Raw genomic sequence first — 23,482 nt, 5'->3', positions numbered from 1 at the left:
CTCCAACTTTGATCTAGTAGTCAGTATTGCCAAATTTATCTCAGTTGAGAGGTTACACAATTTATTTTACAGACCCTGTTCTTTCCGTAGCATATGAAAAGCTTCAATTCCCATTATTATTTATCAGCGGCCTTTTGATAAGCTTTTAATTTTTTCGATTTGCTTTTTTTGGTTAATACACTTTTTTAAAAGAAGGTTTCCATTCTGACAAATCCTGATAAACAAACGTTATATTGTCACATATTTTATCTGCAACTTCGTACATATGTTTTATATCCTTAGCCGTAAATAATATATATCCTTTGCGCCCAGTACTCTCTACAATAGTTGGTATGGTGTCGCCCTCTTTTACGAATAGATCAATTAATACGACCTCGGATATGTCAGCTAACCCTTTATACTTGATTTCTTTTAAGCAACCTGGTTTTGGAATCAAGCTTAAAGACATAGCATGACATTTTGAAGGTACACATCTAAATTCATCTATAGTCTTAGTAGCTAACGCATCATAATAGTATCCAAATTGAGATATGCCGGTTGTTAGTTCAACCATTTTCCAAATATTACCCCCTCCTATCCTGACTTGAGACTCTATGATTATTGGCTTATTTTGCTTGTCTATCTTTACCTCTGTATGAGTAATGCCGTCTTCCAGTTGCACGTCGTCCAAAAATAGCATTACTTTCTCAATGATTAATTTTTTTTGAGATTCATCTATAGGTGCCGGCATAATAGTATAGTTTATTATAAAGGTATCTTCTTTAAAGATTTCAGCTGATATAGCTAGTATAGAATGCTTTTTGTTATAAGAAACGGCTTCGACCGTATAAACTACGTCACCTTCAACGTACTCTTCCACTAAGATAGGTAATTGAATACCGTTATCTTTAATAAAAACCTCTACGTCATCTCCCATGTCTAGCTTAGATACTCCTTTACCACCTGCGCCAATCGGGGGCTTTATTACAATACGATCTTTTTTGTTCAAAAATTCATCAATATCTTGTATGTTGTTGCAAACGATCGAATCTATCGAAAAGTCTTTGCCTGCTAGAATTTCACGCATCATGTCTTTATTGCGGGTTATCATATTAGCGTTGTAAGAAGATCCTTTAACATTAAAAATCTTTGCAATTATGCAAGCCGTATCTAAGGCTACTTCATTGAATGATATAACCACATCAAACGGTTTCTCTTTGTACAATTCTTCAGCATAGTATACACACACGGGTATGTTTGTTGTGTCTATTTCTTTTTTATAGAAACACTTTTCTAAGATCGTTCCATCGAAATAGATGTGTTTAGTGTAAGACCCTAAATACGAAACGGTATACCCCCTGTCTAAAGCATCTTGTATAGGCTTTGTCCATCCCCCTACAAATAAAACGTGTGGTGTATTTTCTATGTCAGTTCCTTTTAATACCTTATACATCCTAATCATCTCCTCTAAATTGAACTCGTATATTCAATGTTGGTTCCTTTTAATACGCCTCGCCTTAACAACACGATTAAACACAATGTTGTTCCGAAGCCCCCTATAAATAACGTAGTTTGAAGCCCAAATATAGAAACTAAAAATGCGCTAGCAAAACTTCCTAATGCCCAAGCTCCCCAATTAAGCGTACGCTGTACAGCGTTTACTCTGCCTAGCATGTGACTTGGTGAGGCAAGTTGTCGTATGGTTGCAGCGTAAGGGGCAAATACACCTTCTCCCATACCATGTATGATACTTACAGCCACTATACCGTAAACGGTTCCCAAATATCCCATGATGGGTATAAAGGTCAGACCCATAACTGATACAGTAGCGCTATAAATAAGCATTTTTGTATTATTCATTTGTTGACTTTTTTTTACGAGTATCGTATTGCCTATTAAAAATCCCACCGCTGCCGAACCTACAACAAAGCCTATTTCAAGTTCAGATAGACCCATTACCTTATAAAGGAATATGACTAAAATGCTATTTAGTATGTATTTAAAAAAACCGTAAACAGCGCCACAGCTTACAATTGGTTCCAATACAGGGTGGTTTTTAAAATATATCAATCCTTCATATATGTTTTTATATATGGATTTTATATTTACATTTTTTAAAGAGCCCTCTGTATGCGGTTTAAACCTTGAAATAAATAATACACACACAAAACAAACAAAATACGTTACTGCGTCAACCGTGAATAAGCCTGTTAATCCAACTAGAGTAATAACGATTCCTGCTAGCATAGGACCAATTACTATAGCAAGAGACTCCGAAATGGCTAGCCCCGCATTTCCTTTTTTTAAGTTGTCTTTATCTGTTAAAATTTCCGGTAAGAAAGAAGGAATTGTAATGTTGTAAAACGTGGTAAATATTCCATTTAAAAACATGAGAAACACCAATAAAGGGAACGTTATTTTATTTGTTACAGCCAGTAGGAATACTGATAAAAATAAACCGCCTTGACATATACTACAAATTAGCAAAACCTTTTTTCTATGAAGGATGTCTATCATAGCACCGGCTACTAATCCGAAAATTAGGTAGGGTATGAATATAATCCCACGAAGCAAGGCAGCATTCGCCTCACTTGTTTTTAGCACCTCTAATGCAAAAAGAGGCAAAGCTACTACTGTAAACTGGGTACCTAACAAACTTATAGACTGTCCTAGCCAAAGCTTGTAAAAATTATAATATTTTTTATTTTTCATAATACTCCTCTATTAATTCATATTTATAAATTGTTAAGTTTCGATATAAGTAAGATCAGACCTTTGTTGTTTTTCCTGCGTAATAGAATTTGTCATTGTATGATGCATCATTTTGTACGATAGCCCGCCATCTCTCATCAGTAAACATGTAATCACCTCCACGGAAAATTAGTATAAACCAAAATTCATCATTTGTACGGATCGGGGAATATAAGAGCAAGATTACAAAATCAAATAAAGGCATATTAGAGTTATGTATGGCAAAACAGGAGGAGTTTCGTGACAAAGCAAATTAACAACAAGAAAAACATTAAGAGCGGACCAATGATCCAGTTTTGAATCAATGAAATGGTTAACAACAAGAGCAATCGGTATCGAGGTGGTTCCGACTTGAAATTCATTCAAACCGGCGACAAAGTTCGGAAATACGTAGCCCAGGACAATCCCTATCGTCATCGCAACAAAAATCCATACGTCAAATAGCGGTCCAGAAAAGAAAGCTGCTTTCTCTCTTGCTTGCTCACCTGCTGTACACCCCTTTGCTCGCATGTAACCGTCAGCCCATGTTGCTCTACTTTCCACAGCTCCTCGGATAGATCAGGCGAATGGGACAAGGCATAACCAATTTCCTCTAACCGTTTCTCTTTGATCGAATAGAACACCCATTGCCCCTTTCTCGTTTCGCGGACCAGTTCAGCCATTTTCAGACGGCTTACATGTTTAGAAATGGCTGGCTGTATCGCTGTTCTCTTCCATGGCGATAGAGGCTAACCATACTAAAGTATCTGTTTTATCTTGCCTTTTCCTGTCATATTATTATAAAAGGTGGGTATTATAGGGGGGGGGTTAAATATGTTGAGTAAGAGTGCAAATTCAGGTAGAAGGTCAGCAGTAATTACTGGGGTGTTATTAATAACCGGGTTGGTTACAGGTATATTTAGTGTTGTTCCTGTTATAGATGGAGCAGACTACCTTGTCAAGGCTTCTACAAATGAAAATCAGGTACTTGTAGGAGCGTTTTTCCAGTTGTTAATGGTTGTTGCATATGTTGGTATTCCTATTTTGATGTATCCGATTTTAAGTAAGCATAATAATGGTTTAGCTCTTGGATCTGTTGCTTTCGGCATCATTGCGGGTGTGTTCATTATTTTTGGTGTAATCATTCTTCTGTTGCTACTGACATTAAGCCACGAATTTGCAAAAGTTGGAACTCTGAATGTATCGTATTTTCAGACCCTGGGTGGATTGTTACGGGAAGGACGTGATTTGGTGAATCATGTGGCAACGACACTGGCATTTGTTTTGGCTATGCTCTTGTTTAACTGCATATTTTACCAAATAAAATTAGTTCCACGTTGGTTGTCAGCTTCGGGTCTTATTGGGTCTACATTGTCCATATTGGCAAGCTTATTATTTATGATTCGCTTCATCGGTCTGGATGCAACCTACATGATGTTGAACAGTCTGATAGCCTTTCAACAATTGGTTTTGGCTATTTGGCTAATCATTAAAGGATTCAACCGGGCGGAACAGGATCCTGTATCCAATTAAGATGAATGCTTTAGAAAAGAAGGTGTGGTTAAATGGAACGGACATTGGAATCGCCAATCAAAGAAAGTAATTTAATGCAACTTAGGAAAACGGCAGATGAGGAGCTTAGATAAGCAGGCAGCCAGAAAAGCTGCCTCTTTTTAATGTAGAAATAAAGTCGAGAGACTTACAGGTCTTAACTAGCATTTGGAGACCTTCCAAGTAAAGTCTTATGTTCAATTTCAAACGAATAAAGCCATTAATATTAAATCTTGATAGCCGTCATCCAATTTTACCCCCTTTGCTTTTCTACCCTCTTCAAAAAAGCCTAGATTCTTATATAACTGGATTGCACCTAAATTATCTTCCATTACCTCAAGACAAACCTTCTCAATCTTACTGTTGTTTTTAGCCCAATTGATTAACGTTTCTAGAAGAGCTCTTCCAATACCGTAATTTCGATATTCAGGTAGTATGGTCATCGCAAAAGCCCCTTGATGACTAATTTTTTCTTTGTTTCCGTTCTTAAAATCTATTGCACCGACTAACTTACCATCAACTTCAGCAATAAACTGTACATAATTTGGATTTTCATGATAAGCTTTTAACGTTTTTTGAATAGCATCAACACTCATCTTTTTTACATCCTCAACCGTACTTAGCATGTATGGAGCGTTTATTAAAGCTTTTGAAGCAGAATTTAGCATTCTTTCTGCATCCTGTTCTATAGCTTCTCTAATTATTACTGTTTTTCCGTCCTTAGATTTATAAGTAAAAACATTAGTTGATAATATATTGCACACACCCTTTCGGAATATAATTAATCGGATTTTTAACTATTCCACAATTCTTAAGTAAGGGAAAGTCGTATCACCTTTTTCTGCAATCGCTCTCCTTTAACTTAATAACAATTATTTCAAATATTTTTAATTTCAACAAGAATTTATTTCGTTATATGGCCCAATTGTGGAATAGAGTAACTGGAGCCTTTTAACATATGTGGCCTACTACTCATAGCCTGCCGCAGCGGTTTCGTCTTAGGCTCGATACATTTCTCAACGAAAACGAACACACCAGGCTCGGATGGGCCTTTCCTACGAGGTGATCCGGGCACTGGACGGAGAGGTATCCATCAAGAGTGCCTGGGGCGGGCACGCTGTTTACGCTCACGATTCCCGAGATCCAAGCCGGGGATGAAGCTAAAGCGGAAAGGAAATCATAAGATTTGTTGGGCGATTTTTTCTGAGAGGGGCATATGCATATTGAAGTACGAACTTGGCCGTTGTCTGCTAGAAGAAAGGCTTCAGGAAGCAGGAATACCGCTGGAACGGCTGGCGCTTGAACTACGGGTGAGACGGGAGCGGCTGGATGACTTTATCGACAATAAAAGAGTGATGTCTCTTAAGCTCGCGATTTCGATCGCCGATACGCTTCAGTGCGAGGTGCGCAGCCTGTACGAATTAACGCCTTCCGATGAACACCGTTAGTCAGCGGATGGGTAACAGAAAGTTCGCCTACATTGTGTATTATGGAGCTATCTGAGCGGTTATTTGTGTTGTTTATAGAAATCGATTATAACAAGCGCTCAACAAAATCCTGCATACGAACCACACTCTGTTCCACTCGGGCTTGTTCCGCCGCGAACGCCATCATATGGCTTTGCACGGAGTGATGCGCTGATGTCAGCCCTTTGCTGCCGCCGCCTTCGCGCAAGAGCCGGAGGAAATCCCGGACCAAGCCGTAATCTCCGCCGCCGTGTCCGATATGTCCGCCCGCATCGGCCAAATCGATTCGCTCCGCCTTGTCGCTGCCGAAACGGAGAATTTCGATCTCGTTCTTCTCCATCGCGCCGCGAATCTCGCCCGTCGTTCCCATCAGCTTGATCGTCCGGCTAATTTCCTTCGTAAAGGCACTCATATGGAATGCTGCAATAACGCCGTTCGCGAATGTCATATTCACCACTTGATGATCGACGACATCGTTGTCGCAATGGTAGACGCATCGGCCATACGGTCCTTCCTGCAGCGCCTTGATTCGACCTTCATAGCTCCAATCATCGCTGATCGCCGAAGTTGGCCAGTCCGTATTTTCGGTCAAATACTGTTTCGGCGCGTAGTAAAGGCATTCTTCTGCGACGGGGCAGCCGTCCAGGCAGCGAAGGGGCGCTCCCTCCGGCGCTTGTGCAGAAGTAAAGTGGGACAAGGAGCCGAATGACGAAATGCTTACGCAATCCGATCCGGCCAGCCAGAGTAAGATATCCAGGTCATGGCAGGACTTCGCCAAGATCATCGGGCTCGATTCGTCCTTCCTGCGCCAGTTGCCCCGAACAAAGCTGTGGGCTTGATGCCAGTATCCGACGTTCTCATTGTGCGTGATCGACATCAATTGACCAATAGCCCCTCCTTCCAGCAATTCCTTGATCGTAGCGAAGAAATTCGTAAACCTCAGAACATGGCATATCGAGAACACACGGTCAAGCTGCGCAGCTCGTGCTCCCATCGCCACGCATTCCTTCGCATCGGGGGACATCGGCTTCTCCAGCAGCACATGATACCCCGCATCCAGCGCTTTCATCGTCGGTTCAAAATGCTGCTGATCCTGGGTGCAGATGAAGACCGCATCCGCCATCTTCGGCTGTGCAAAGAGTTCATCCCAATGGGTAAAGCACTTGTCGTCAGGAAGCCCATGTCTCGCTTGGCAATGCTCTCTCCGCTCCCTGTTCGGCTCTGCTACGGCGACGATTTGCATCTCATCCGGATACTGCTTCGCATATTCCAAATAATTCACGCCCCGAAGTCCCGCCCCAACCAAGGCCACGGTTACTTGCTTCATCATGATTTCCATCTCCCTGTATGCTGATCGTTCATTCCTTCACGCTGCCTACGGTCATCCCTTTGACGAAATATTTCTGCAGGAACGGATAGACGAGCATAATCGGCAGCGCCCCCATGAATATCTGCGCGGTCCGAAGCGTTTTCTCGCTTAAATTCTCCAAAGCCTTCAACTGGTCAAGCGACATGGAACTCATCTGTGAGTTGATAGCCGTTATGAGCGTAGACAAGTACGTCTGCAGCGGATAATGTTCGGGTGAATTCATATACAAGATGCCGTCGAACCAGACATTCCAGTGACCGATGACCGTGAACAAACCGATTGTCGCGATCGACGGAAGCGATACGGGTAAATAGACTTGCCAAAGGACCCGCCAATGACCCGCCCCATCGATGGTAGCCGCCTCGTCCAACTCTTTGGGGATGGCCCGGAAAAAGTTGAGCATGAGCACCATGTTCCACACATTCAATGCGCCAGGCAAGATCAACGCCCAGATCGTATCGATTAATCCGGTATTTTTCACAATCATGTAGGTTGGAATCAAGCCGCCGCTGAAGAACATGGTAACCGCAAAAAACCAAACATAGACCGTTCTGTACTTGAACTTGTCATTAGACTTGGCTAAAGGGAATGCTGTAATAAAGACAAGAAACATATTGACGGCCGTGCCGAGAACGACCCGCTCCAGGGAGACCCGCAAGGAGCGCAGGAACTCTACCTTTTCCCCCAGGTAAATATAAGCATCCAGGGAGAAGCCAACAGGCCACAGCTTCACTTCGCCGGCCATTGCGGCTGTATTGGAGCTAAGCGAGATGGCGAGCAAATGAACAAATGGAATAATGGCCAGTACGGTAATCAAGGTCAAAAAGATCGTGTTAAACAACACAAACATCTGTCTGCTTGCCGATGATTTATGGATCACGTCATTCCCTCCTTAGAAGATTCGATAATTGTTATATTTGTACGCAGCATAGTAGGCGATAGAGACCAGACCCAGGGAAATGACGGACTTAAACAGACCGACTGCCGCAGCGGGGCCGAATTGCTGACTGAACAAGCCGAGCCGGTAGACGAACGTGTCGATAATGTCCGCGCCTTCGTACACCGTCGGATTGTACATGATCAGGATTTGCTCAAATCCTGCGTTGAGAATATTCCCCAGACTCAGGACGCCCAGCAAAATCAGCATCGGCAGCATACCGGGCAAAGTGATATGCAGCATCTGCTTCCATCGGCCCGCGCCGTCCACTTCCGCAGCTTCATACAAAGTACCGTTAATTCCCGTGATTGCGGCCAACATAACGATCATATTGTAGCCCATGCTTTTCCAGACATCCGAACCGATGATGATTCCACGGAACCAGCCGTTATCCAGCATAAACATGATTTCCTTAAGTCCCAAAAAGGATAATAAGCTATTTACCGGTCCATTCAATGAGAAGATTTCAATCACAATCCCTCCAAGAACCGTCCATGACAAGAAGAATGGCAGGAAAATGGTCGATTGCACAAGCCGCGAGAACCATCGCTTCGTCACCTCATTGAGCAATAAAGCGAGAATAAGCGGAACAAGCAGGAACAGTGCGATTTTGAAGATGGAGATCAGGATCGTGTTCCAGAAGACTTGTTTGAAATCCGGCAAATGAAACACATACGTAAAATTGTCCCAACCCACCCACTCCGATTTAAAAAAGCCTGACAGCGGCTCAAAATTTTGAAAAGCCATGACGAGTCCGGCCATTGGACCATACGAATAAATAAGTGTCAGAATCACTCCTGGAATCAGCATGATATGCAGCGGATACTCTTTGCGAAAAGTTCTCATGGTTGGACTACCTCCTTACACATTGGTAGACAAAACGAGAGGAGCCGCTGGCTCCCGCTCCCCTCGTCACGATACGTTCATTTATTTCACAGCTTGCTCGTTGTACCATGCATTCACTTCTTCAGTCATTTTATCGCCGCCAAGCGTTTTCCAGCTCGCTACGAATTTATCGAAATCGTCAACAGGTGCGCCAAGAATGATTTTGTTAAAAGACTCCAGCATCAGCTTATCTAGCTGTCCGCCTTTCTCAACCATGGTAGGGGTCGGTGTTCCGTAGAATTCATTCACCACAAACTGGCCCTTCTCACGAATCTTGCGCGTCAGGCCCCAGCCGCCATCTTCCGCCGCACGACTAAAATACAGTCCCCAGTTCACGCCCCGCGATGCCGTTTGGGTATCATTCGCCTGCAAATCCAATGTCGCTTTCAGGACATCCTGTATCATTTTATAATCCGGACTATTCACCGTAATTTTTGTTTGTTTGGCCGCCAGCGCTTTGTTTACTTCCGTGTAAATGGTTTCAATTTGAGCCGGATTTGATATTCTTGGCATGAACCAATTGTAGACGTACCCATTCTCCGGTTTATTCTTATCCATATATTGAGGCTTGCCCATTTCTAAATAGAAATTCAACATTTTCACGATCGCTTCGGGGTTCTTCAATTTTTTATTGACGGCGTAGACTTTCTCGCTGCGCAGTTTTGGAACAATGGATTTCCCTGGCTGTCCATCCAGCGTAGGAATTTGAACGGCGATCCAATTCGCTTTCGGGTCTTTATCCACACTGAGATTGAGCGGCCAGTTTGGATACCACCATTCCCCATAGGAGATCCCTACTTTACCGGCCGTGATGTCCTCTACCACTTTATTCTCGTCTTTGAGCGCAAACTCTTTGTCCAGAATACCGTTCTTATACCAGGATTGGAGCTTCGCCAGCGCAGGCTTCATCTCAGGCTGAATCAACCCGGGAACAAGCTTGCCGCTGCTGTCTTTAATCCATGCGTTAATATTGTCTCCAACCGAAGGATAAGCGCCATAGGCATTGAAGAACCCGCGCAAATCAAATCCCCAGAAGAAAGGCTTCTTCTCCAGCGCGATGCCGTAGGTATCCTTCTTCCCGTTCCGATCCGGATCGTCATTCACAAAAGCGGTCGCAACCTTTTCCAGTTCATCGATCGTCTTCGGCACTTGAAGGTTCAAGTTATCGAGCCAATCTTTCCGAATCCACAGCAACTGTGTGCCAAGCGCCGGATCCGTAAAATCTGGAATGGCCATCAGCTTGCCGTCTCTGGTTACCGTTTTCATCGCAAACCCGCCATCGGACTCCATATATTTCTTCAGATCCGGCGAGGCGTATTTATCATAGGCTGCGGTTAAATCTGCCAGCATATCTTGCTTCCGAAGCTTCTCATAATCTTTCGGACTAAGCTCCATAATGTCCGGCAAATCGCCCGATGCCAACGCAAGCGAGAACTTTTGCTCATATTGATCTTTCGGCACCGTCCATTTATATTTCACATCGATATTCAACATATCCTTGAGGTCTTTGAGATAACTGTTCTGATCAGGGGTAATCCCCTTCGTGGTTCTAGGGTCTTCGGGCGTGCTGAATCCAAGCACTTCCGTAACAACGACAGGCTCCGCATACTTGCCTAGCGGTTCTGGCGCCGCAGTGACGGCGGAACCTCCGGATGCCACAGGAGTCGCAGAACTCACTGACTTGTCTCCCCCTTGGCTAGAGCACGCCGACACCATCGATACGCTGGCAGCAAGCAGCAAAATCATTCTCGTTTTTCTAAATGTATAATGCTTCATATTGGAAACTTTCCCCCTAGTAAAAAGTACTGTCCATGCAGGTCGCTTTGCCTATTTATATTGTAAGCCCGGAAAGAAACCGTTTACAATTTCGAATCCTTTACATTGTCTTCACTTTATTGACCTATTGCAGGTTACGGTATTCCTGCGGAGATTTTCCGGTCATCTTTTTAAAGAAGGTAGCGAAGTAAGACGGAGAGTCGAACCCTACGCGAAGCGCAATCTCATTTAGCTTCAAATGGGGATCTGACATCATCGCAATCGCGGATTCGAGCTTAAAGGATTTTATATATTCAATCAGGTTGTGCCCTGAAATTTGCTTATAGTAACGAGACAAGTAGGAAGGGTTAAGATGCACTTCCTCTGCGATCGCCGTCAGCGACAAGTCTCCTGCGAGATGCTCTTCAATATAACGATGAATCTGATCCAGGAGTCCCTTTTTGAAAGCATCCTGCTGAATCCCTGCCAGCTTAATCTGTATACTCGATTTATCCGTTGTACGCTCGTAATCAACAATGACCATTCTTTGACCAAGCTGAACTCTTCGACGGATCAGAGAGCGGATCATTTCTACTTGCTCGCGGGTCTGGTCCCAGCGGTTCATCATATTCCCCGAAATGCCAAATGACATCGATACGTCCAGTATCTCTTCGCACTCATTCTGAACCCGTTCCAGCACCCCTCGCAAATAGGCTACAACACGGTGCCCGTTCTCTGCAGCATCCGCTTCATCCCTTAGCCGATCTACTAATTCGGCATTCGGTTGCAGGAACCATACGATAAGGTGTCCGTCATATAAGGTGTATTCGCATCCGATCGAAGGGGGCAGCAGCTTGCCAACTATCGAGCCTGCCGCCTCCAGCCGCTTCATCGTGATCCCTTCCTGCTGATCGGCATGTCCAATGAGAATAAAGGAGGGACGGTCTAAAGCAATGGCGAAATCCAAATCCGCATAGCGCTCTTCACTCAGTAAAGCAGGTAATTCTTCACCTCGCAGCACCGATTCCAGCAGTTCTTTCTTCAACAAGGATTCGACGATCCGCAGGTGCAATTGCGCCTTTTCCTGTTGAAGCCGATTCCGGTGCTCTTCCTCCAGTTTGACAATGGCCCCTCTTACCGCTTCGAAGATCGGTTCGACCCCTTCGCTCTTCAAGATATAATTATCGACATTCTTGCGAATGGCTTCATACACGTAGTTAAACTCACTATATCCGGTTAAGAAAATCATCCGGCACGAAGGCCAGTAATAGGCGATCTCATCGACTAACTGCAATCCATTCTTCTTCGGCATCCGAATATCGCTCACGAGAATATCCAACTTCGTTCGCTGCGCAACCTCGAGCGCCTCATCCGCAGAATACGCCTTGCAGATATCCAATTCAAATTCTTGGCGGTCCTGTAAAAGCTGAACCAATCCGTTCGCGATCACCGGCTCGTCATCTACAATTAACAATCGATACATGGCAACAGGCCCTCACTTTCGTTCATTTTGAGTTCGGATCATCAGTTCGACACGCAATCCGCCATGTTGGCTGCGAGAGACGAAAAGCCCGCTGCCCGCCCCATACTTCAACTGCAATCGATTATTCACATTCATGAGCCCCGTCTTCTCTTGTGGTCCGGATTCATCACGCAACTGTTCTTGCAAACTTTGCAGCGTCTCGTCCGTCAGGAGGCGGCCATTATCTTCGACCCTAATCCGTACGACCCCTTCCTGATAGTCGGCCGTCATAGACAGAATGCCGTTCCTCATGCCGTCTTCGAACGCATGTTCGAAAACATTTTCAACAATCGGCTGTATGATCAATCGCGGCACCGTAACCGCCTTCGCATAATCCGGTATCTCCTCATGTTCGTATCGGATTCGATTCGAGAAGCGGATGCACTGAATTTCACAATAATCCAAGGCATGCTGATACTCTTTGTACAAGGGCACCTCGTCGGACCCATTCCTCGTTATATATTGATAATAACTGCCAAGCTTTTGCGATAGCTCCGCAGCTCCGTCTGAATCTCCCACCTTGCACATCATATAAATGTTAAAAAAGCTGTTATATAGAAAATGAGGATTGATCTGCGATTGCAGTTGTTTCAATTCCGATTGCTGAATCGCAATCTTGTGCTCATAATTCTCCTCAATCGAACGCTTCAAACGGAACGCCATGCGATTAAAGCTGTGAAATAAATAATGAAACTCATCCCTCGTCTTCGACTCGATGACGAGATTCAGATTATCGGTCTCCATCATCTGGAACGCCTTGGTGAGCTTGGACAAAGGTCTGTGGATCATAATATTAAGCGAGTAAGAATAGAGCAGCAGCACCACGATTGCAATCACGAATAATGCGTAGAACCAAAAGCTGTACTGCCTGAGCGGGCGCGTAATTTCGTTATGATCCACATACATGACCAGCGACAGATTCAAAGAACCGACTGGACACGTCAGTACAAAATAACTTGCTCCAGCGATATCGATAACTCTGGAAGGATTGGCATTCCCCTTATTTCCTTCCTCCAGTTGTGCAAGCAAGGGAATGATGACGTTCTGATCCTTCGCCGTCGATAAGACATGGCCGAGTGTTTTGCTCCCCAGAAATACTTCCGATTCTTGATAGAGCGTGGTAATCTGGCGAAGGGCCTCCCGCAAGCGAGACGTCGAAATCTCGATATAAGAGATGATCCCCGAGTTATTCTCACTCTCAATAAAGAAGAGTCGGCCATCTTTTTGATAGAAAGACGGTTTCGGCGTCAGCCCGGCTAATGGGACAATGAATTCTGATTCATAATTCGGTGTGTCCGAGATACCGCCTATACTTGAGATGGTCTTGCCAATTTCTTTGACATAAACGCCGGCATCGACGATGAGTTCACTCGAGTATTGAATCGCGGACAACCGGTCTTTCGTCTGATTAATTAATTCAAACAAGGCATACTCATCGAGTGTGCTCCCTTGAAAGCTAAGCTTCTGAAGATCCTTATCATTGACAAATTGCAGCTGCTGGGTCCGAATAAAATATAATTCCTTATCGAGCTGATTAGCATAAAAAGAAGCTCCGGCTACAGCCGAATCCGTGATCGTCTTCTTCGTAAAGGCCATCTCTTTGTAATTCACCCAAATGTTCATCGCAACGAGCGGAATCATGAATGCAATGAAGACCACTACAACCTTCTGATAGACAAACCAACCCTTCGTTCCTGTTGCCTGAAGTTTCATGATGGTTTCGGCCCGCTTTCTTATCCGTAATAGCATTCATCGTTTCCAACAATTTATCATCCCCGAATCTTTTGTTCAATGTTGGAAAAGCCGGCCATCCACAGGATGATCGGCTTTTTTCTTTACCTGTACAGCTCCAACTCGTTAATCGCGAAATTGCCCCATTTCAAATTTGCCCCATTAATCTTCAAACGGAACTGCTTCGCCGTGGTAGAGTCAAACTTAAGGGTCTGTGTCTCATTCGTCGTATCGCTATACGCCCATGTCCATTGAATACCTGTCTTCACCGGCACCCAAGCCGTCCCGTTATAAGCTTCAAGATCGAACTTCGTAACGCCTTGCCCCGTTCCAAACCTGGTTACCACTTTCAGCTTGCTCGCTGTTACCGATCTGGAACCAAAATCAAGCGTAATATAATTCGGGAATGTCACGCCTTTATCCACACTCGACCAAGCTTTGTCATAAGAGCTATCCGTCAGGCTTTTAATAGAGCTGGTGGACAAAGTGGCGATGGATACACTCGCAGTTGCAAGCGGCGCCAAATTTCCCGGTGCCGGCTTCGGTTGTTCCGGCATTGGGGTAATGGGCGCGGGTGTGAATACAATTGGCGTTTTGCCCGTAGCGGGCGGCACCGCACCTTGATACTCGTAGGCGCCAATATCCGGGTCTCCGTTATATAAGGTATTACCGAAATAGTCCCTTCCGCCGTTGTCCGCCAGAGGAACGCCTGCCCCAATAAGCGGTGAGTTGGGCTGGAGTTTGTAGCCGTCCAACGTATTCATACCGATGCCGCCACTGCCCGCATTCATGAATTTCGGTTCCGCAGTTATGCGATGCGCATCCGAGTTCACTAACGTTTTGCCGCCGTAATACGCATTCGAGTCAAAAGTTTGCCCAGTCAGATTCCATCCCCGATCTCCCGCGCTATAGTAGACGTTGTTGTAATTCTTAATATTTTTCGGTGCGCCTGAAGATTTCGTGAAATAATCGCTCATCACGGGATTACCCGATGCCGCTCCGACGTACACCGTGTTGTTATAATTATAGACCGTATCAATAGAACCGCTGTACCGGAACAAGTGATTTTTGTCGTTCTGACTGATATTGTAGCGAACGATCGTATTCGTCGTATAATACGTATCATTGACGAATAACATAAAGCCGCCTGCATTGTCATGACTGTAATTATACTGAACCAGGGAGCCTATGTTTCCCGCATCCACATCAAACCCCTCGCCATCCATTTCCCCGTTGTGGCTTCCAAAAGATTCATTGTATTGAACCACGTTATTATCCGCGTAGGCCCACCAGATCGAAGCATTGGTTGCCAAAAACGTGGCTTCTTGAACCGTATTTCGCTCGACAATCGCGCCATCCGTCACATTCCATGCAATCCCGCCCGTCGCAGGCCGAACAATCGTATTATTCGAGATTTTCAAATTCGTCGTTGGCGTCCAAGACCCGTAAGGCTTGGGAACCCACTCCCAAAGATCGCCCATGCCATACCGAATTGTACAGTTCGAACCGATATAAATCCCATACGCATCCACATCCGTTAATGTATTGCCATCGATCAGTACATCATTAAACGCACTTGGCACATAGGAGCCCACAGAATCGAAAATGATCCCGCCGGCCCGGGTCGTATACACCCCATCAACATCATGAATATTCAAATTTTTAATGTAAATATGATTTAAGATGCCGCTCTCCTCATTCAAAATATAGACGCCGCGCCGCTCACCCCGGGCCCCTTTCCAGTCCCTGGAGAAAGGTAGTGTAGAAGGATTAGTAACCTCCAAGTTGTTGATTTCCCAGTACTCCTGATTTTTCAAAAAAACCGTCTGCAGCTCGCTCGTAACTCCCGCAATGAGCGGTTTATTCCCCGTCCCGTATTGGTCGATAACAATGGGACTCCCGTTCACCCCCGAACCTTTTGGCCATAATTGTCCTTGCCAAGCTCCTCCTGCCTTGAATAAAATCTTGTCGCCCGGGGCAAACGTCGTCGCGTTCACTTTCGTTAATGTCTTCCAAGCTGTCCCGGCGCTTGTTCCATTCGAAGCGTCATTCCCATTTACGTTATCCACGTAATAGGTTACTCCCCCCGCAGCCTTGGCGTCCCGAGGAACGGTTATTGCCAGACTGAGAAGCATAGCGGCCGCAATCGCCAAACAAATGGCGCGTTGCACAGTTCTTCTGTACATAAAATGATCATCCCTTCGCCTTTCATTATGTATGCAACACCTCAACAGCAAGCTGTTAAAGCGGTTACAACAAATTGAAGCGCTTCAAAATTATATTTGAAAGGACTGATATAGCTTGTCGTGCCTCACAACTTGCGCTGAGGCCGTCATCTCACGAATCTTTGTCTCATATTCACCATTGACATAATCCTGAAGCACTTGATCTTTCACCTGCTCATAGGCCAGATAAGCCGAGTCAGGTTCTACCTTCTCGATGCATTTTAAGAGATGGAGACTGCCGTTATCTTCAATAATCTGACTAAACTCTTGAACAGAGAGCTTGGCTGCAGTCTGGGCTACCGGGCTTCTGGCATTCCGTCGTTCGTCGCCCAGATCAATGGTCAATTCCAGTTCCGTACCTGGTGCAGCATAGGCTGCGGCAACGTCTTCAAATGACGCACCAGATAAAAGCCTGGCATGCGCCTCTTCAAATAGCCTTTTTACTTTCTGTTCGAGCGCGGGATCGATTTGATGATTAGAGTCCAGAATCGTGCGTGAAATTCGTTGCACCGTGACATAGCCCCGCGTCCTGTATCGCTGATCTTTATGCTCTTCATAGAACAATCTCAGCGATGACTCGCCCTGCTTCAAAGCATTTTGCTGCAAGTGCTGCTTCACAGCAAGGGTTGAATTCGTCAGCAGATACTCCAGATACGTATCCTCGTCATATCGTTCAGGCCCGTATACGACCTGACGGTTCTTGATCGCTTGCGCTCTTCGGTGATTCTCTTGCTGCAATTGCCGGAGAAACCCCGGGTAACTAATGTCTTGCAGGATCCCTAGATCCTTTGCCTGCAGCAGTCGAACCTTCAAACGCACACAATCATCCAATGCCTTCTTCTTCAGCATCTCAATAGGAATCTCGCCATCGAATGAAGTTGTCCAGAACGTCTCGGACTGATCCGCATGATGCTGATCGCGAAAATAGTTCATGATCGCCGATTTGTTCAAACGAATCGCTCGTTGGAATTCTTCCACGTGAATCGGACTGCCATTGACCGTAGCGATCACATCCTCCTCGTTCCCTTTCCACCAAGCTCCGCCCGAAAACGCCGCTGTTACCATGACGGTCAACAAACTAAAAATGATAAGGATTCGTCTATGATTCGAATGCAAAATGCGTTCTTTGAACATCAAGACCCGGCCTCCTCGTTAAAACGCTTTCATCCCTTTAATACAAATTGTAAGCCGATCCTGTGCACTTAACAATTTCGATTCCTTTACCTGACTTCTAAATTTTTTACATTTTGCGATTCCGGAAATTCCGGGGTCAACCAGCCGACACTGCCCGCGCCAAATAAATAAGCGGAACAGAGTCTCCTCCTTCCGCTTAAACAGCATTTTATATAATTGATTCAAGCCAGGCTCTATTCTTGCTCAAATCGGTGTAACAACGCCAGGGCCTCTTCATGATCAGGCTCATGTTTTAAAAACATTCTAATGTAATTCAAAGCATCTTCTTCTAATTCTAGCTCAAAGCAACAAATAGCTAGACAATAATATACAGTGGATACGATGTTCTCTTGATCTTCATCTATTGATATTTCTAAAAACCGTTTGGAGTCCCCATACATTTCCATCTCAAACAGTAACAATCCAGCCTCAAGTGCGATGTCATAACGCTGCTCCATTACGTAGTACGACGACCACATAAGCTGTATACCCCGAAAAATATCCTGCTTTTCCTCATCATTTGCATCTAGTAACAGACTAGAGATCTGCTTCGTGCTCTGAATGAAGAACTCCGCGTCATATCCACCTAAACGCCAAAAACTTAATATTTGCTGAAGTTCCATGCTATCTAAATTGAGATCTACCCATTCCTTCAAGCTAAAAAATTCGTCGGGACCAAAGCGCTCAATAAATCGACGATAAGCTAATCTTGTCTGAAAGTAGTCCATTGGTGTATCCATATTGATAATACAACCAATATTTATATTTTTATAATGATGCGGAGGAAATAACGCGAGGGCTCCGTTCTGTTCCATAACTTGCTGAATCGCATGGTAGTTTGCCGTTAAAGAAAAGCTTCCATGTAGGATCAACTCCGGTGGTTCCGCGAATTTCCAGTTTTCAAGTAAATGATCCCCTTTGTCTGCTGTTATTAATAGAAATCCCTCCTGCGACAACTGGTTCAAACGTTCCAAACAAGTTAATCCGGCGACTGGAAATAAAATATGCGAATCTTCCAATTGTTCCTGATATATGGCTATGACATCACGATAAGGATAAGTTTCTTGCTCATACTCCGGCGCCCGCCGATGCTTATAATGTAAAGATATTTGATCAAGTAATTCTGATGGTTTAAGCGAATCCTTAAGTTTAGGATACTCGATGAAAACATCGGCTTCGTAAATTTTACCTTCAGACACATAAAGCAGCTCTTGCGGAATACTATCAAAAAAGTAGTTAGCCACAATGACAACTGGCTGTTTTAAATCTCCTTTACTAATGGTTGCGTCTGATACAATCAAATTCAGAACCGTGTCATGAACAGCATCAAATCGTGCAAAATCGAGCACTCCTTTGGCAATAAAAGCCTGTAGAGCTGGATGACCCTTCCACGCCAACACATTGTTCATCGCCAAATCCGTCATGATATATCGAAACGAAGGCAACGTTATCCCTGCATAGTCAATCAACTGACATAACTCGTGTAACACATGGAAAGCAAAACGCCCCGCTCCTGCTCCAAGCTCCACAATAAGAACAGGCTCTGAGCTATCTTCCTTATTTGCCCGGTCTTGAAGAAAGCCGAATATCATTTCTGCATAGGCCGCAGCGATCATTGGATTGCACGTGATGTATTGAGGAACTTGGTCGTTGTTCCAAGCCTTCAATCCTTCTTGTTCATAATATTCCCTCTGAATATTCCATATAGGTGCTTCACTAAAGCGGTAACGTTGTTTATTATGAATTGTCATTTAACCGATTTCCTGTCCTCTGGAAGCTATTCGATTCCTGTATATTTATTTTGTCTAACCTACGTCTATAATAACCTTTAATGCACTCCAAGCCATAAACAACTCTCGGGCTCACAAAGAGCCCGGTTAGGAGAGGCCCAGATTTGTTCTACTTATCGTTTATCCTTATTTGTAAAACACTTTATCTACATTGTATCTGGCCTTGTGTTCGTTAATAATAAATGTTTCATAAATTTCTCTATGAACAGGGTCCTCGACAATACAAACCTCGATTTTGGCAACTTCGCCCCTGTAATTTTTCATGATGGATACTGTATCTTCAAAATGTTTTTTGATTCGGGGTCTTAATTTTCGTGCTTTGCCAACGAATAGAAGTTCATCCCGATCATTGTAAAACATAAAAATCCCCGCTTTATCTCTTGAAATCAGGTGAAAATCCGTAAACCCATAAATATTGCTTAGCTCAGGGTCTTTCTGTTTGTATATGGTGACATCCGGTGTTGGAATCGTTATTTGTATCATGTACATTCACTCCCTTTTTATTATTATTTAGGACCGCCGTTTCCAGCGGCGGCCGGAACCTTCGAAGGTTCCTTTTCTGGCGGCAGAGTCGTTTCGATTAGTGCCTTCGCGATGGCCGCGGGTGACACAATCCTCGGAAGATGTGACGCCGGTTCTGGTCTCCCTAACTGCCGTCGGAGTCGACTCATTAATTGTCATCGGATACGGATGATCCCCGATCACCGGAATCTTCTGCTTGATCAGCTTCTCGATATCTTTCAGATAAGGAATCTCCTCGTACTCGCAAAACGAAATCGCTATTCCGCTTAATCCCGCTCGTCCGGTGCGGCCGATGCGATGTACATACGTCTCCGGGATATTCGGCAAATTGTAGTTAATGACGTGCGACAGCTCCTCGATGTCGATGCCTCGGGCCGCAATGTCTGTCGCCACCAGCATGCGAGTCACACCTTGCTTGAAGTTATTCAGCGCAGCTTGGCGGGCGTTCTGCGACTTGTCGCCGTGAATCGCCTGCGCGGTTATCGTCGCCTTCGTCAAGCCCCTCACCAGCCGATCCGCGCCATGCTTCGTACGGGTGAACACAAGCGCGCTTTCGATCGACTTGTCTTGTAGCAGGTCGATCAACAGCGGCAGCTTATTCGGCTTGTCCACAAAGTAGAGTGTCTGCTTGATCCGCTCCGCCGTCGAGGAAACGGGCGTAATTTCGATTTTCATTGGATTCGTCAGCAGTGAGTCTACCAGAGAAGTGATCTCGGGCGGCATCGTCGCCGAAAAGAACAGCGTCTGTCGTTTGGCAGGCAGCTTGGCGATGATCCTTCTCATGTCGTGAATGAAGCCCATATCTAGCATGCGGTCTGCTTCGTCCAGCACGAGAATCTGCACGTGACGCAGATCGGCGAACCCTTGGTTCATCAGATCGATTAGTCGACCGGGCGTCGCTATCAGTATATCCATGCCTTGCTCCAGCGCCTGCTCCTGTGCTTTTTGCGAGACGCCGCCTACAATCACGGCACTTCGCAGATTCAAAAAGCGTCCGTAAGATTTAAAGTTGTCGGATATCTGAATGGCCAGCTCTCGCGTAGGCGTCAGGATCAGCGAACGAATGACGCGCTTGCCGCTCGGTCGTCCCTGCTGCGCGCTCAGCAGTTGGATAATTGGCAGTAAGAACGCCGCTGTCTTGCCGGTCCCCGTCTGAGCGCAGCCGAACAAATCACGGCCCGCCAGCACCGGCGGAATTGCCTGCTCCTGTATGGGAGTGGGCTGTGTATAATTTTCCTTGGCCAACGCTTTAAGAATGGGGGGAATCAGTTTCAATTGTTCAAATGTCATAAAATCTCCTTCGTCGTGCCACCGTCGATGCGGAAGTTTCACTTCTTGCATTATACACCAGATACGAGGTGGCGCGCTGCATCAAAAAGGAGGAACAATGAACATGTCCACATCCGCACCGGAGTTCACCATCACCCACACCTTGAATGTCCGCCGCGAGCTCGTGCCGTTCAGCTATACGTTTCAATCAGCTTGACAATCGTTTCTACCGCATTCGTTTCGTTGCGGGATGACATAGCTTCTTTGTAGGCTTCACGCTTCGCATAGAGCGTTTCAACACGTTCAGCGAGGGATTCGGAGGTTAGCTCTTCTTCCGGAAGCACATCGGCGTAGCCGGCCTTTTGGAACGATTTGGCATTTAAAATTTGATCGCCTCTGCTCACCTGCAGTGAGAGTGGAATGAGAAGCATCGGCTTTTCCAATAAGAGAAATTCATAAATCGAAGTGGCACCCGCCCGGGAAATCACCAATTCCGACATCGCCATGACATCCGGAAGCTCGTCAGAAATATATTCGAATTGTTTGTACCCGCTCTTGCCGGAGAGCTCTCGGGAGACATTTCCATTGCCGCAAATATGTACAATTTGGAATTGCGCAAGCAACCTGTCCAGATTATCCCTGACGGCCTGGTTAATAACTTGAGAGCCAAGACTGCCGCCCATGATCAGAATAACAGGCTTCTGGGAATGAAAATCACAGAGGTGATAGCCTTTTGAAGCTTTCCCGTTTAAAATTCCCTCACGAATCGGAAGTCCCGTTAAAATCGCTTTTTGATACAGCACATGCTGCATAGATTCCGGAAACGTGACACAAACCTTCGTTGCAAAAGGAATCGACATTTTGTTGGCAAGTCCCGGCGTCATATCTGACTCATGGATAATGACCGGGATCTTGTTCATCCGGCTTCCAAGAACGACCGGGGCGGAAACGAACCCTCCTTTCGAAAAAACGATGGCGGGCTTCAAACGACGTAATAATCTATAAGACTCGTAAACGCCCTTAACGACTCTGAAAGGATCTATGAAATTTTTGAGATCGAAATATCTGCGCAATTTCCCGGAGGAAATCGAATAAAAAGGAACGCCTTCGCGCTCGATAATGTCTTTCTCGATACCAGTGGCTGAACCGATGTAGCAGACTTCCCAGCCTAATTGCTGAAGCTTGTTCATCAGCGCGATGTTCGGCGTGACGTGTCCCGCTGAACCTCCTCCGGTAAAGACGATGGTTTTCATTCCATGTCACCTCGAATAACGGGATATAAAGCGTTCTCGACCTGGGCGAGATGCTTCGCCATCGTCACTGCGGCCAGCTTCGAATCTCTGTCGCGGATCGCTTCGAACAGCTTCATGTGCTCCCCAAACAGCTTGACGGCCGTATCCTTCCCGCTGTAGAGCCGTAGCTTGCGGCTGTCCTTGATGGTGCGGAACATCGCCGCGGAAATGTGCATCATCATCGTTTTCAGAATCGCGTTGCCAGACGCTTTGGCGATGGTGAGATGAAAGTTCGTATCGTAAATCCGGCTGATTTCTTCGTTGCCGACGGCGTCGCGCATTTGCCCGATGATTTTGCCCAGCTCTTCGACGTCTTCGGCGGTCCGGTGCTTGGCTGCCAGCTCGGCCGCTCCGACCTCGAGGATCTTACGCGTCTGGAGCACCTGCGACAGCTCGGCGTTCGAATTCTGCAGCGATTCCAGCACGGCCAACGGCTCAAGCCCGGGCTTCTTGACGTACGTGCCTCCGCCCTGCCGGGATTCGACCAGACCGAGCGCCTTCAGATGGCTGAGCGCCTCGCGCACCGTCGAGCGTCCCACACGGTACTGTGCCGCCAACTGGTCGATTGTGTCGAGCTTCTCCCCCGGCTTGATCAGCCCCGCTTCGATAATGCGCCGGAGCTCGTCCGTAATGATTTCGTAATTCTTCTTCTGTAAATTCATAGGTGTTTTACCATTGATATAGGAAAATCAAAATAGGTATTGGGATATGGCTCGTTTTTCAATGTATAATGCCACCATTCACAATCATATGAGTTAAAACCGCTGGACTCCATGATAGAACGCAATAACCGGCGGTTTTTAGATTCATCTTTAGTGATTCCCTTAGCTCCGTGATGGGAGATGACATCCATCAGATCAAAATCACCGCCCATCGGAACAAGCTCGCCGGTATCTGCTCGATAAAGAGTCAGATCAATTGCACTACCACGGCTATGACTCGATTGAGTCGCTACGTAACCCTTCTGAATCATTTCGGAACGGTTGATCTTAGGATAATGCTTTGATTTTGTACGCCCATCTTCAGGCTCTTCAGACCATTGTAGAAAGCGATTCACAGCGCGTTGCGGACGATAACCGTCCCAGAGAAGCAAGCCATATCCAAGGACAGCTGCCTGCTCCTGGGCCGCACGCAGCGTGGCGGCCAATTCATTGGTGCCAACAATACGATTGACTTCATAACCATCGACCGGTTTTCCGGTGAAGTTGTCCCATGTGGCATACTTAGCATCCCAACGAATTCCGGGGAGAACTTCATCAAGAAACACAAATCCTTTTTCCATATTC

The 23,482-nt window shown here is 45.6% G+C and carries 20 protein-coding genes and 2 pseudogenes; 2 read left to right on the top strand and 20 right to left on the bottom strand.

What is annotated here, in order from left to right; all coding sequences use genetic code 11:
* Positions 1-172: 172 nt before the first annotated feature.
* The 5 genes and pseudogenes from KQX66_RS31835 to KQX66_RS37615 all read right to left on the bottom strand — a co-directional run.
* Positions 173-1,432 carry an ATP-grasp domain-containing protein gene (locus KQX66_RS31835; RefSeq protein ID WP_216797583.1) on the bottom strand — a complete coding sequence of 420 codons (1,260 nt, stop codon included), beginning with the start codon at positions 1,430-1,432 and terminating at the stop codon, positions 173-175.
* A 14-nt stretch (positions 1,433-1,446) separates the two neighbouring features.
* Entirely contained in the window at positions 1,447-2,691 is a 1,245-nt protein-coding gene (locus KQX66_RS31830) for an MFS transporter (protein ID WP_216797582.1), read from the bottom strand.
* Between the two features lie 55 nt (positions 2,692-2,746).
* Positions 2,747-2,839 carry an Ada metal-binding domain-containing protein gene (locus KQX66_RS31825; protein ID WP_216797581.1) on the bottom strand — a complete coding sequence of 31 codons (93 nt, stop codon included), beginning with the start codon at positions 2,837-2,839 and terminating at the stop codon, positions 2,747-2,749.
* Positions 2,840-2,981: 142 nt separating this feature from the next.
* Positions 2,982-3,215: pseudogene (locus tag KQX66_RS31820) on the bottom strand (arsenic resistance protein); the annotation flags it as partial.
* Positions 3,216-3,233: 18 nt separating this feature from the next.
* Positions 3,234-3,428: pseudogene (locus tag KQX66_RS37615) on the bottom strand (ArsR family transcriptional regulator); the annotation flags it as partial.
* 115 nt (positions 3,429-3,543) lie between these two features.
* Between KQX66_RS37615 and KQX66_RS31815 the strand changes: the two are divergent.
* Positions 3,544-4,242 carry a DUF4386 domain-containing protein gene (locus KQX66_RS31815; RefSeq protein WP_216797580.1) on the top strand — a complete coding sequence of 233 codons (699 nt, stop codon included), beginning with the start codon at positions 3,544-3,546 and terminating at the stop codon, positions 4,240-4,242.
* 221 nt (positions 4,243-4,463) lie between these two features.
* Here the strand turns inward: KQX66_RS31815 and KQX66_RS31810 are convergent, their stop codons facing one another.
* Entirely contained in the window at positions 4,464-5,024 is a 561-nt protein-coding gene (locus KQX66_RS31810) for a GNAT family N-acetyltransferase (RefSeq protein ID WP_216797579.1), read from the bottom strand.
* 459 nt (positions 5,025-5,483) lie between these two features.
* Here KQX66_RS31810 and KQX66_RS31805 point away from each other — a divergent pair, with 459 nt between their 5' ends.
* A complete protein-coding gene (locus KQX66_RS31805) occupies positions 5,484-5,708 on the top strand; it encodes a helix-turn-helix domain-containing protein (RefSeq protein WP_108533875.1) in 225 nt (74 codons plus the stop codon).
* 85 nt (positions 5,709-5,793) lie between these two features.
* On the opposite strand, the gene KQX66_RS31800 is transcribed toward KQX66_RS31805, so the two are convergent.
* The 14 genes from KQX66_RS31800 to vanX form a co-directional block, all read right to left on the bottom strand.
* Positions 5,794-7,053 carry a Gfo/Idh/MocA family protein gene (locus KQX66_RS31800; protein WP_216797589.1) on the bottom strand — a complete coding sequence of 420 codons (1,260 nt, stop codon included), beginning with the start codon at positions 7,051-7,053 and terminating at the stop codon, positions 5,794-5,796.
* Positions 7,054-7,084: 31 nt separating this feature from the next.
* Positions 7,085-7,975: a carbohydrate ABC transporter permease gene (locus tag KQX66_RS31795; RefSeq protein ID WP_216797578.1), complete on the bottom strand. Its 891-nt coding sequence runs from the start codon at positions 7,973-7,975 to the stop codon at positions 7,085-7,087.
* Positions 7,976-7,987: 12 nt separating this feature from the next.
* Positions 7,988-8,878: an ABC transporter permease gene (locus KQX66_RS31790; RefSeq protein ID WP_036692347.1), complete on the bottom strand. Its 891-nt coding sequence runs from the start codon at positions 8,876-8,878 to the stop codon at positions 7,988-7,990.
* An 81-nt stretch (positions 8,879-8,959) separates the two neighbouring features.
* Positions 8,960-10,693 carry an extracellular solute-binding protein gene (locus KQX66_RS31785; protein ID WP_216797576.1) on the bottom strand — a complete coding sequence of 578 codons (1,734 nt, stop codon included), beginning with the start codon at positions 10,691-10,693 and terminating at the stop codon, positions 8,960-8,962.
* Positions 10,694-10,817: 124 nt separating this feature from the next.
* A complete protein-coding gene (locus KQX66_RS31780; RefSeq protein WP_216797574.1) occupies positions 10,818-12,155 on the bottom strand; it encodes a response regulator transcription factor in 1,338 nt (445 codons plus the stop codon).
* A gap of 12 nt (positions 12,156-12,167) precedes the next feature.
* Positions 12,168-13,907, bottom strand: coding sequence for a sensor histidine kinase (locus KQX66_RS31775; RefSeq protein WP_216797572.1), 1,740 nt, complete (start codon positions 13,905-13,907; stop codon positions 12,168-12,170).
* Positions 13,908-14,029: 122 nt separating this feature from the next.
* Positions 14,030-16,078: a right-handed parallel beta-helix repeat-containing protein gene (locus tag KQX66_RS31770; protein ID WP_216797570.1), complete on the bottom strand. Its 2,049-nt coding sequence runs from the start codon at positions 16,076-16,078 to the stop codon at positions 14,030-14,032.
* A gap of 123 nt (positions 16,079-16,201) precedes the next feature.
* Complete coding sequence (locus KQX66_RS31765) at positions 16,202-17,284, bottom strand: SurA N-terminal domain-containing protein (protein WP_216797588.1); 1,083 nt, start codon at positions 17,282-17,284, stop codon at positions 16,202-16,204.
* Between the two features lie 233 nt (positions 17,285-17,517).
* A complete protein-coding gene (locus tag KQX66_RS31760; protein ID WP_216797568.1) occupies positions 17,518-19,074 on the bottom strand; it encodes a tetratricopeptide repeat protein in 1,557 nt (518 codons plus the stop codon).
* A gap of 165 nt (positions 19,075-19,239) precedes the next feature.
* Entirely contained in the window at positions 19,240-19,596 is a 357-nt protein-coding gene (locus KQX66_RS31755; protein WP_216797566.1) for a nucleotide excision repair endonuclease, read from the bottom strand.
* Between the two features lie 27 nt (positions 19,597-19,623).
* The gene (locus KQX66_RS31750; protein WP_216797563.1) at positions 19,624-20,925 is read right to left on the bottom strand and encodes a DEAD/DEAH box helicase; all 1,302 of its coding nucleotides are present in this window, start codon (positions 20,923-20,925) and stop codon (positions 19,624-19,626) included.
* A gap of 170 nt (positions 20,926-21,095) precedes the next feature.
* Positions 21,096-22,157 (bottom strand): undecaprenyldiphospho-muramoylpentapeptide beta-N-acetylglucosaminyltransferase, encoded by a 1,062-nt coding sequence (gene murG, locus KQX66_RS31745; protein WP_216797562.1) that lies wholly within the window; start codon positions 22,155-22,157, stop codon positions 21,096-21,098.
* Positions 22,154-22,858, bottom strand: coding sequence for a FadR/GntR family transcriptional regulator (locus KQX66_RS31740; RefSeq protein WP_216797560.1), 705 nt, complete (start codon positions 22,856-22,858; stop codon positions 22,154-22,156). Before KQX66_RS31740 ends, murG begins: the two co-directional genes overlap by 4 nt.
* Positions 22,855-23,478 carry a D-Ala-D-Ala dipeptidase VanX gene (vanX, locus tag KQX66_RS31735; protein WP_216797558.1) on the bottom strand — a complete coding sequence of 208 codons (624 nt, stop codon included), beginning with the start codon at positions 23,476-23,478 and terminating at the stop codon, positions 22,855-22,857. Before vanX ends, KQX66_RS31740 begins: the two co-directional genes overlap by 4 nt.
* Positions 23,479-23,482: the final 4 nt, after the last annotated feature.

This window comes from Paenibacillus oleatilyticus, assembly GCF_018998565.1.
Lineage (GTDB): Bacteria > Bacillota > Bacilli > Paenibacillales > NBRC-103111 > Paenibacillus_G > Paenibacillus_G oleatilyticus.
The sequence above is the reverse complement of the archived record's forward strand: the minus strand, read 5'-3'. Positions and strand labels throughout refer to the sequence as shown.

Coding starts and splice junctions, on each gene's coding strand:
- KQX66_RS31835 (WP_216797583.1), bottom strand. CDS start 1,432: ATGTATAAGGTATTAAAAGGAACTGACATAGAAAATACACCACACGTT.
- KQX66_RS31830 (WP_216797582.1), bottom strand. CDS start 2,691: ATGAAAAATAAAAAATATTATAATTTTTACAAGCTTTGGCTAGGACAG.
- KQX66_RS31825 (WP_216797581.1), bottom strand. CDS start 2,839: ATGTTTACTGATGAGAGATGGCGGGCTATCGTACAAAATGATGCATCA.
- KQX66_RS31815 (WP_216797580.1), top strand. CDS start 3,544: ATGTTGAGTAAGAGTGCAAATTCAGGTAGAAGGTCAGCAGTAATTACT.
- KQX66_RS31800 (WP_216797589.1), bottom strand. CDS start 7,053: ATGAAGCAAGTAACCGTGGCCTTGGTTGGGGCGGGACTTCGGGGCGTG.
- KQX66_RS31790 (WP_036692347.1), bottom strand. CDS start 8,878: ATGAGAACTTTTCGCAAAGAGTATCCGCTGCATATCATGCTGATTCCA.
- KQX66_RS31785 (WP_216797576.1), bottom strand. CDS start 10,693: ATGAAGCATTATACATTTAGAAAAACGAGAATGATTTTGCTGCTTGCT.
- KQX66_RS31780 (WP_216797574.1), bottom strand. CDS start 12,155: ATGTATCGATTGTTAATTGTAGATGACGAGCCGGTGATCGCGAACGGA.
- KQX66_RS31775 (WP_216797572.1), bottom strand. CDS start 13,907: ATGAAACTTCAGGCAACAGGAACGAAGGGTTGGTTTGTCTATCAGAAG.
- KQX66_RS31765 (WP_216797588.1), bottom strand. CDS start 17,284: ATGTTCAAAGAACGCATTTTGCATTCGAATCATAGACGAATCCTTATC.
- KQX66_RS31760 (WP_216797568.1), bottom strand. CDS start 19,074: ATGACAATTCATAATAAACAACGTTACCGCTTTAGTGAAGCACCTATA.
- KQX66_RS31755 (WP_216797566.1), bottom strand. CDS start 19,596: ATGATACAAATAACGATTCCAACACCGGATGTCACCATATACAAACAG.
- KQX66_RS31750 (WP_216797563.1), bottom strand. CDS start 20,925: ATGACATTTGAACAATTGAAACTGATTCCCCCCATTCTTAAAGCGTTG.
- murG (WP_216797562.1), bottom strand. CDS start 22,157: ATGAAAACCATCGTCTTTACCGGAGGAGGTTCAGCGGGACACGTCACG.
- KQX66_RS31740 (WP_216797560.1), bottom strand. CDS start 22,858: ATGAATTTACAGAAGAAGAATTACGAAATCATTACGGACGAGCTCCGG.
- vanX (WP_216797558.1), bottom strand. CDS start 23,478: ATGGAAAAAGGATTTGTGTTTCTTGATGAAGTTCTCCCCGGAATTCGT.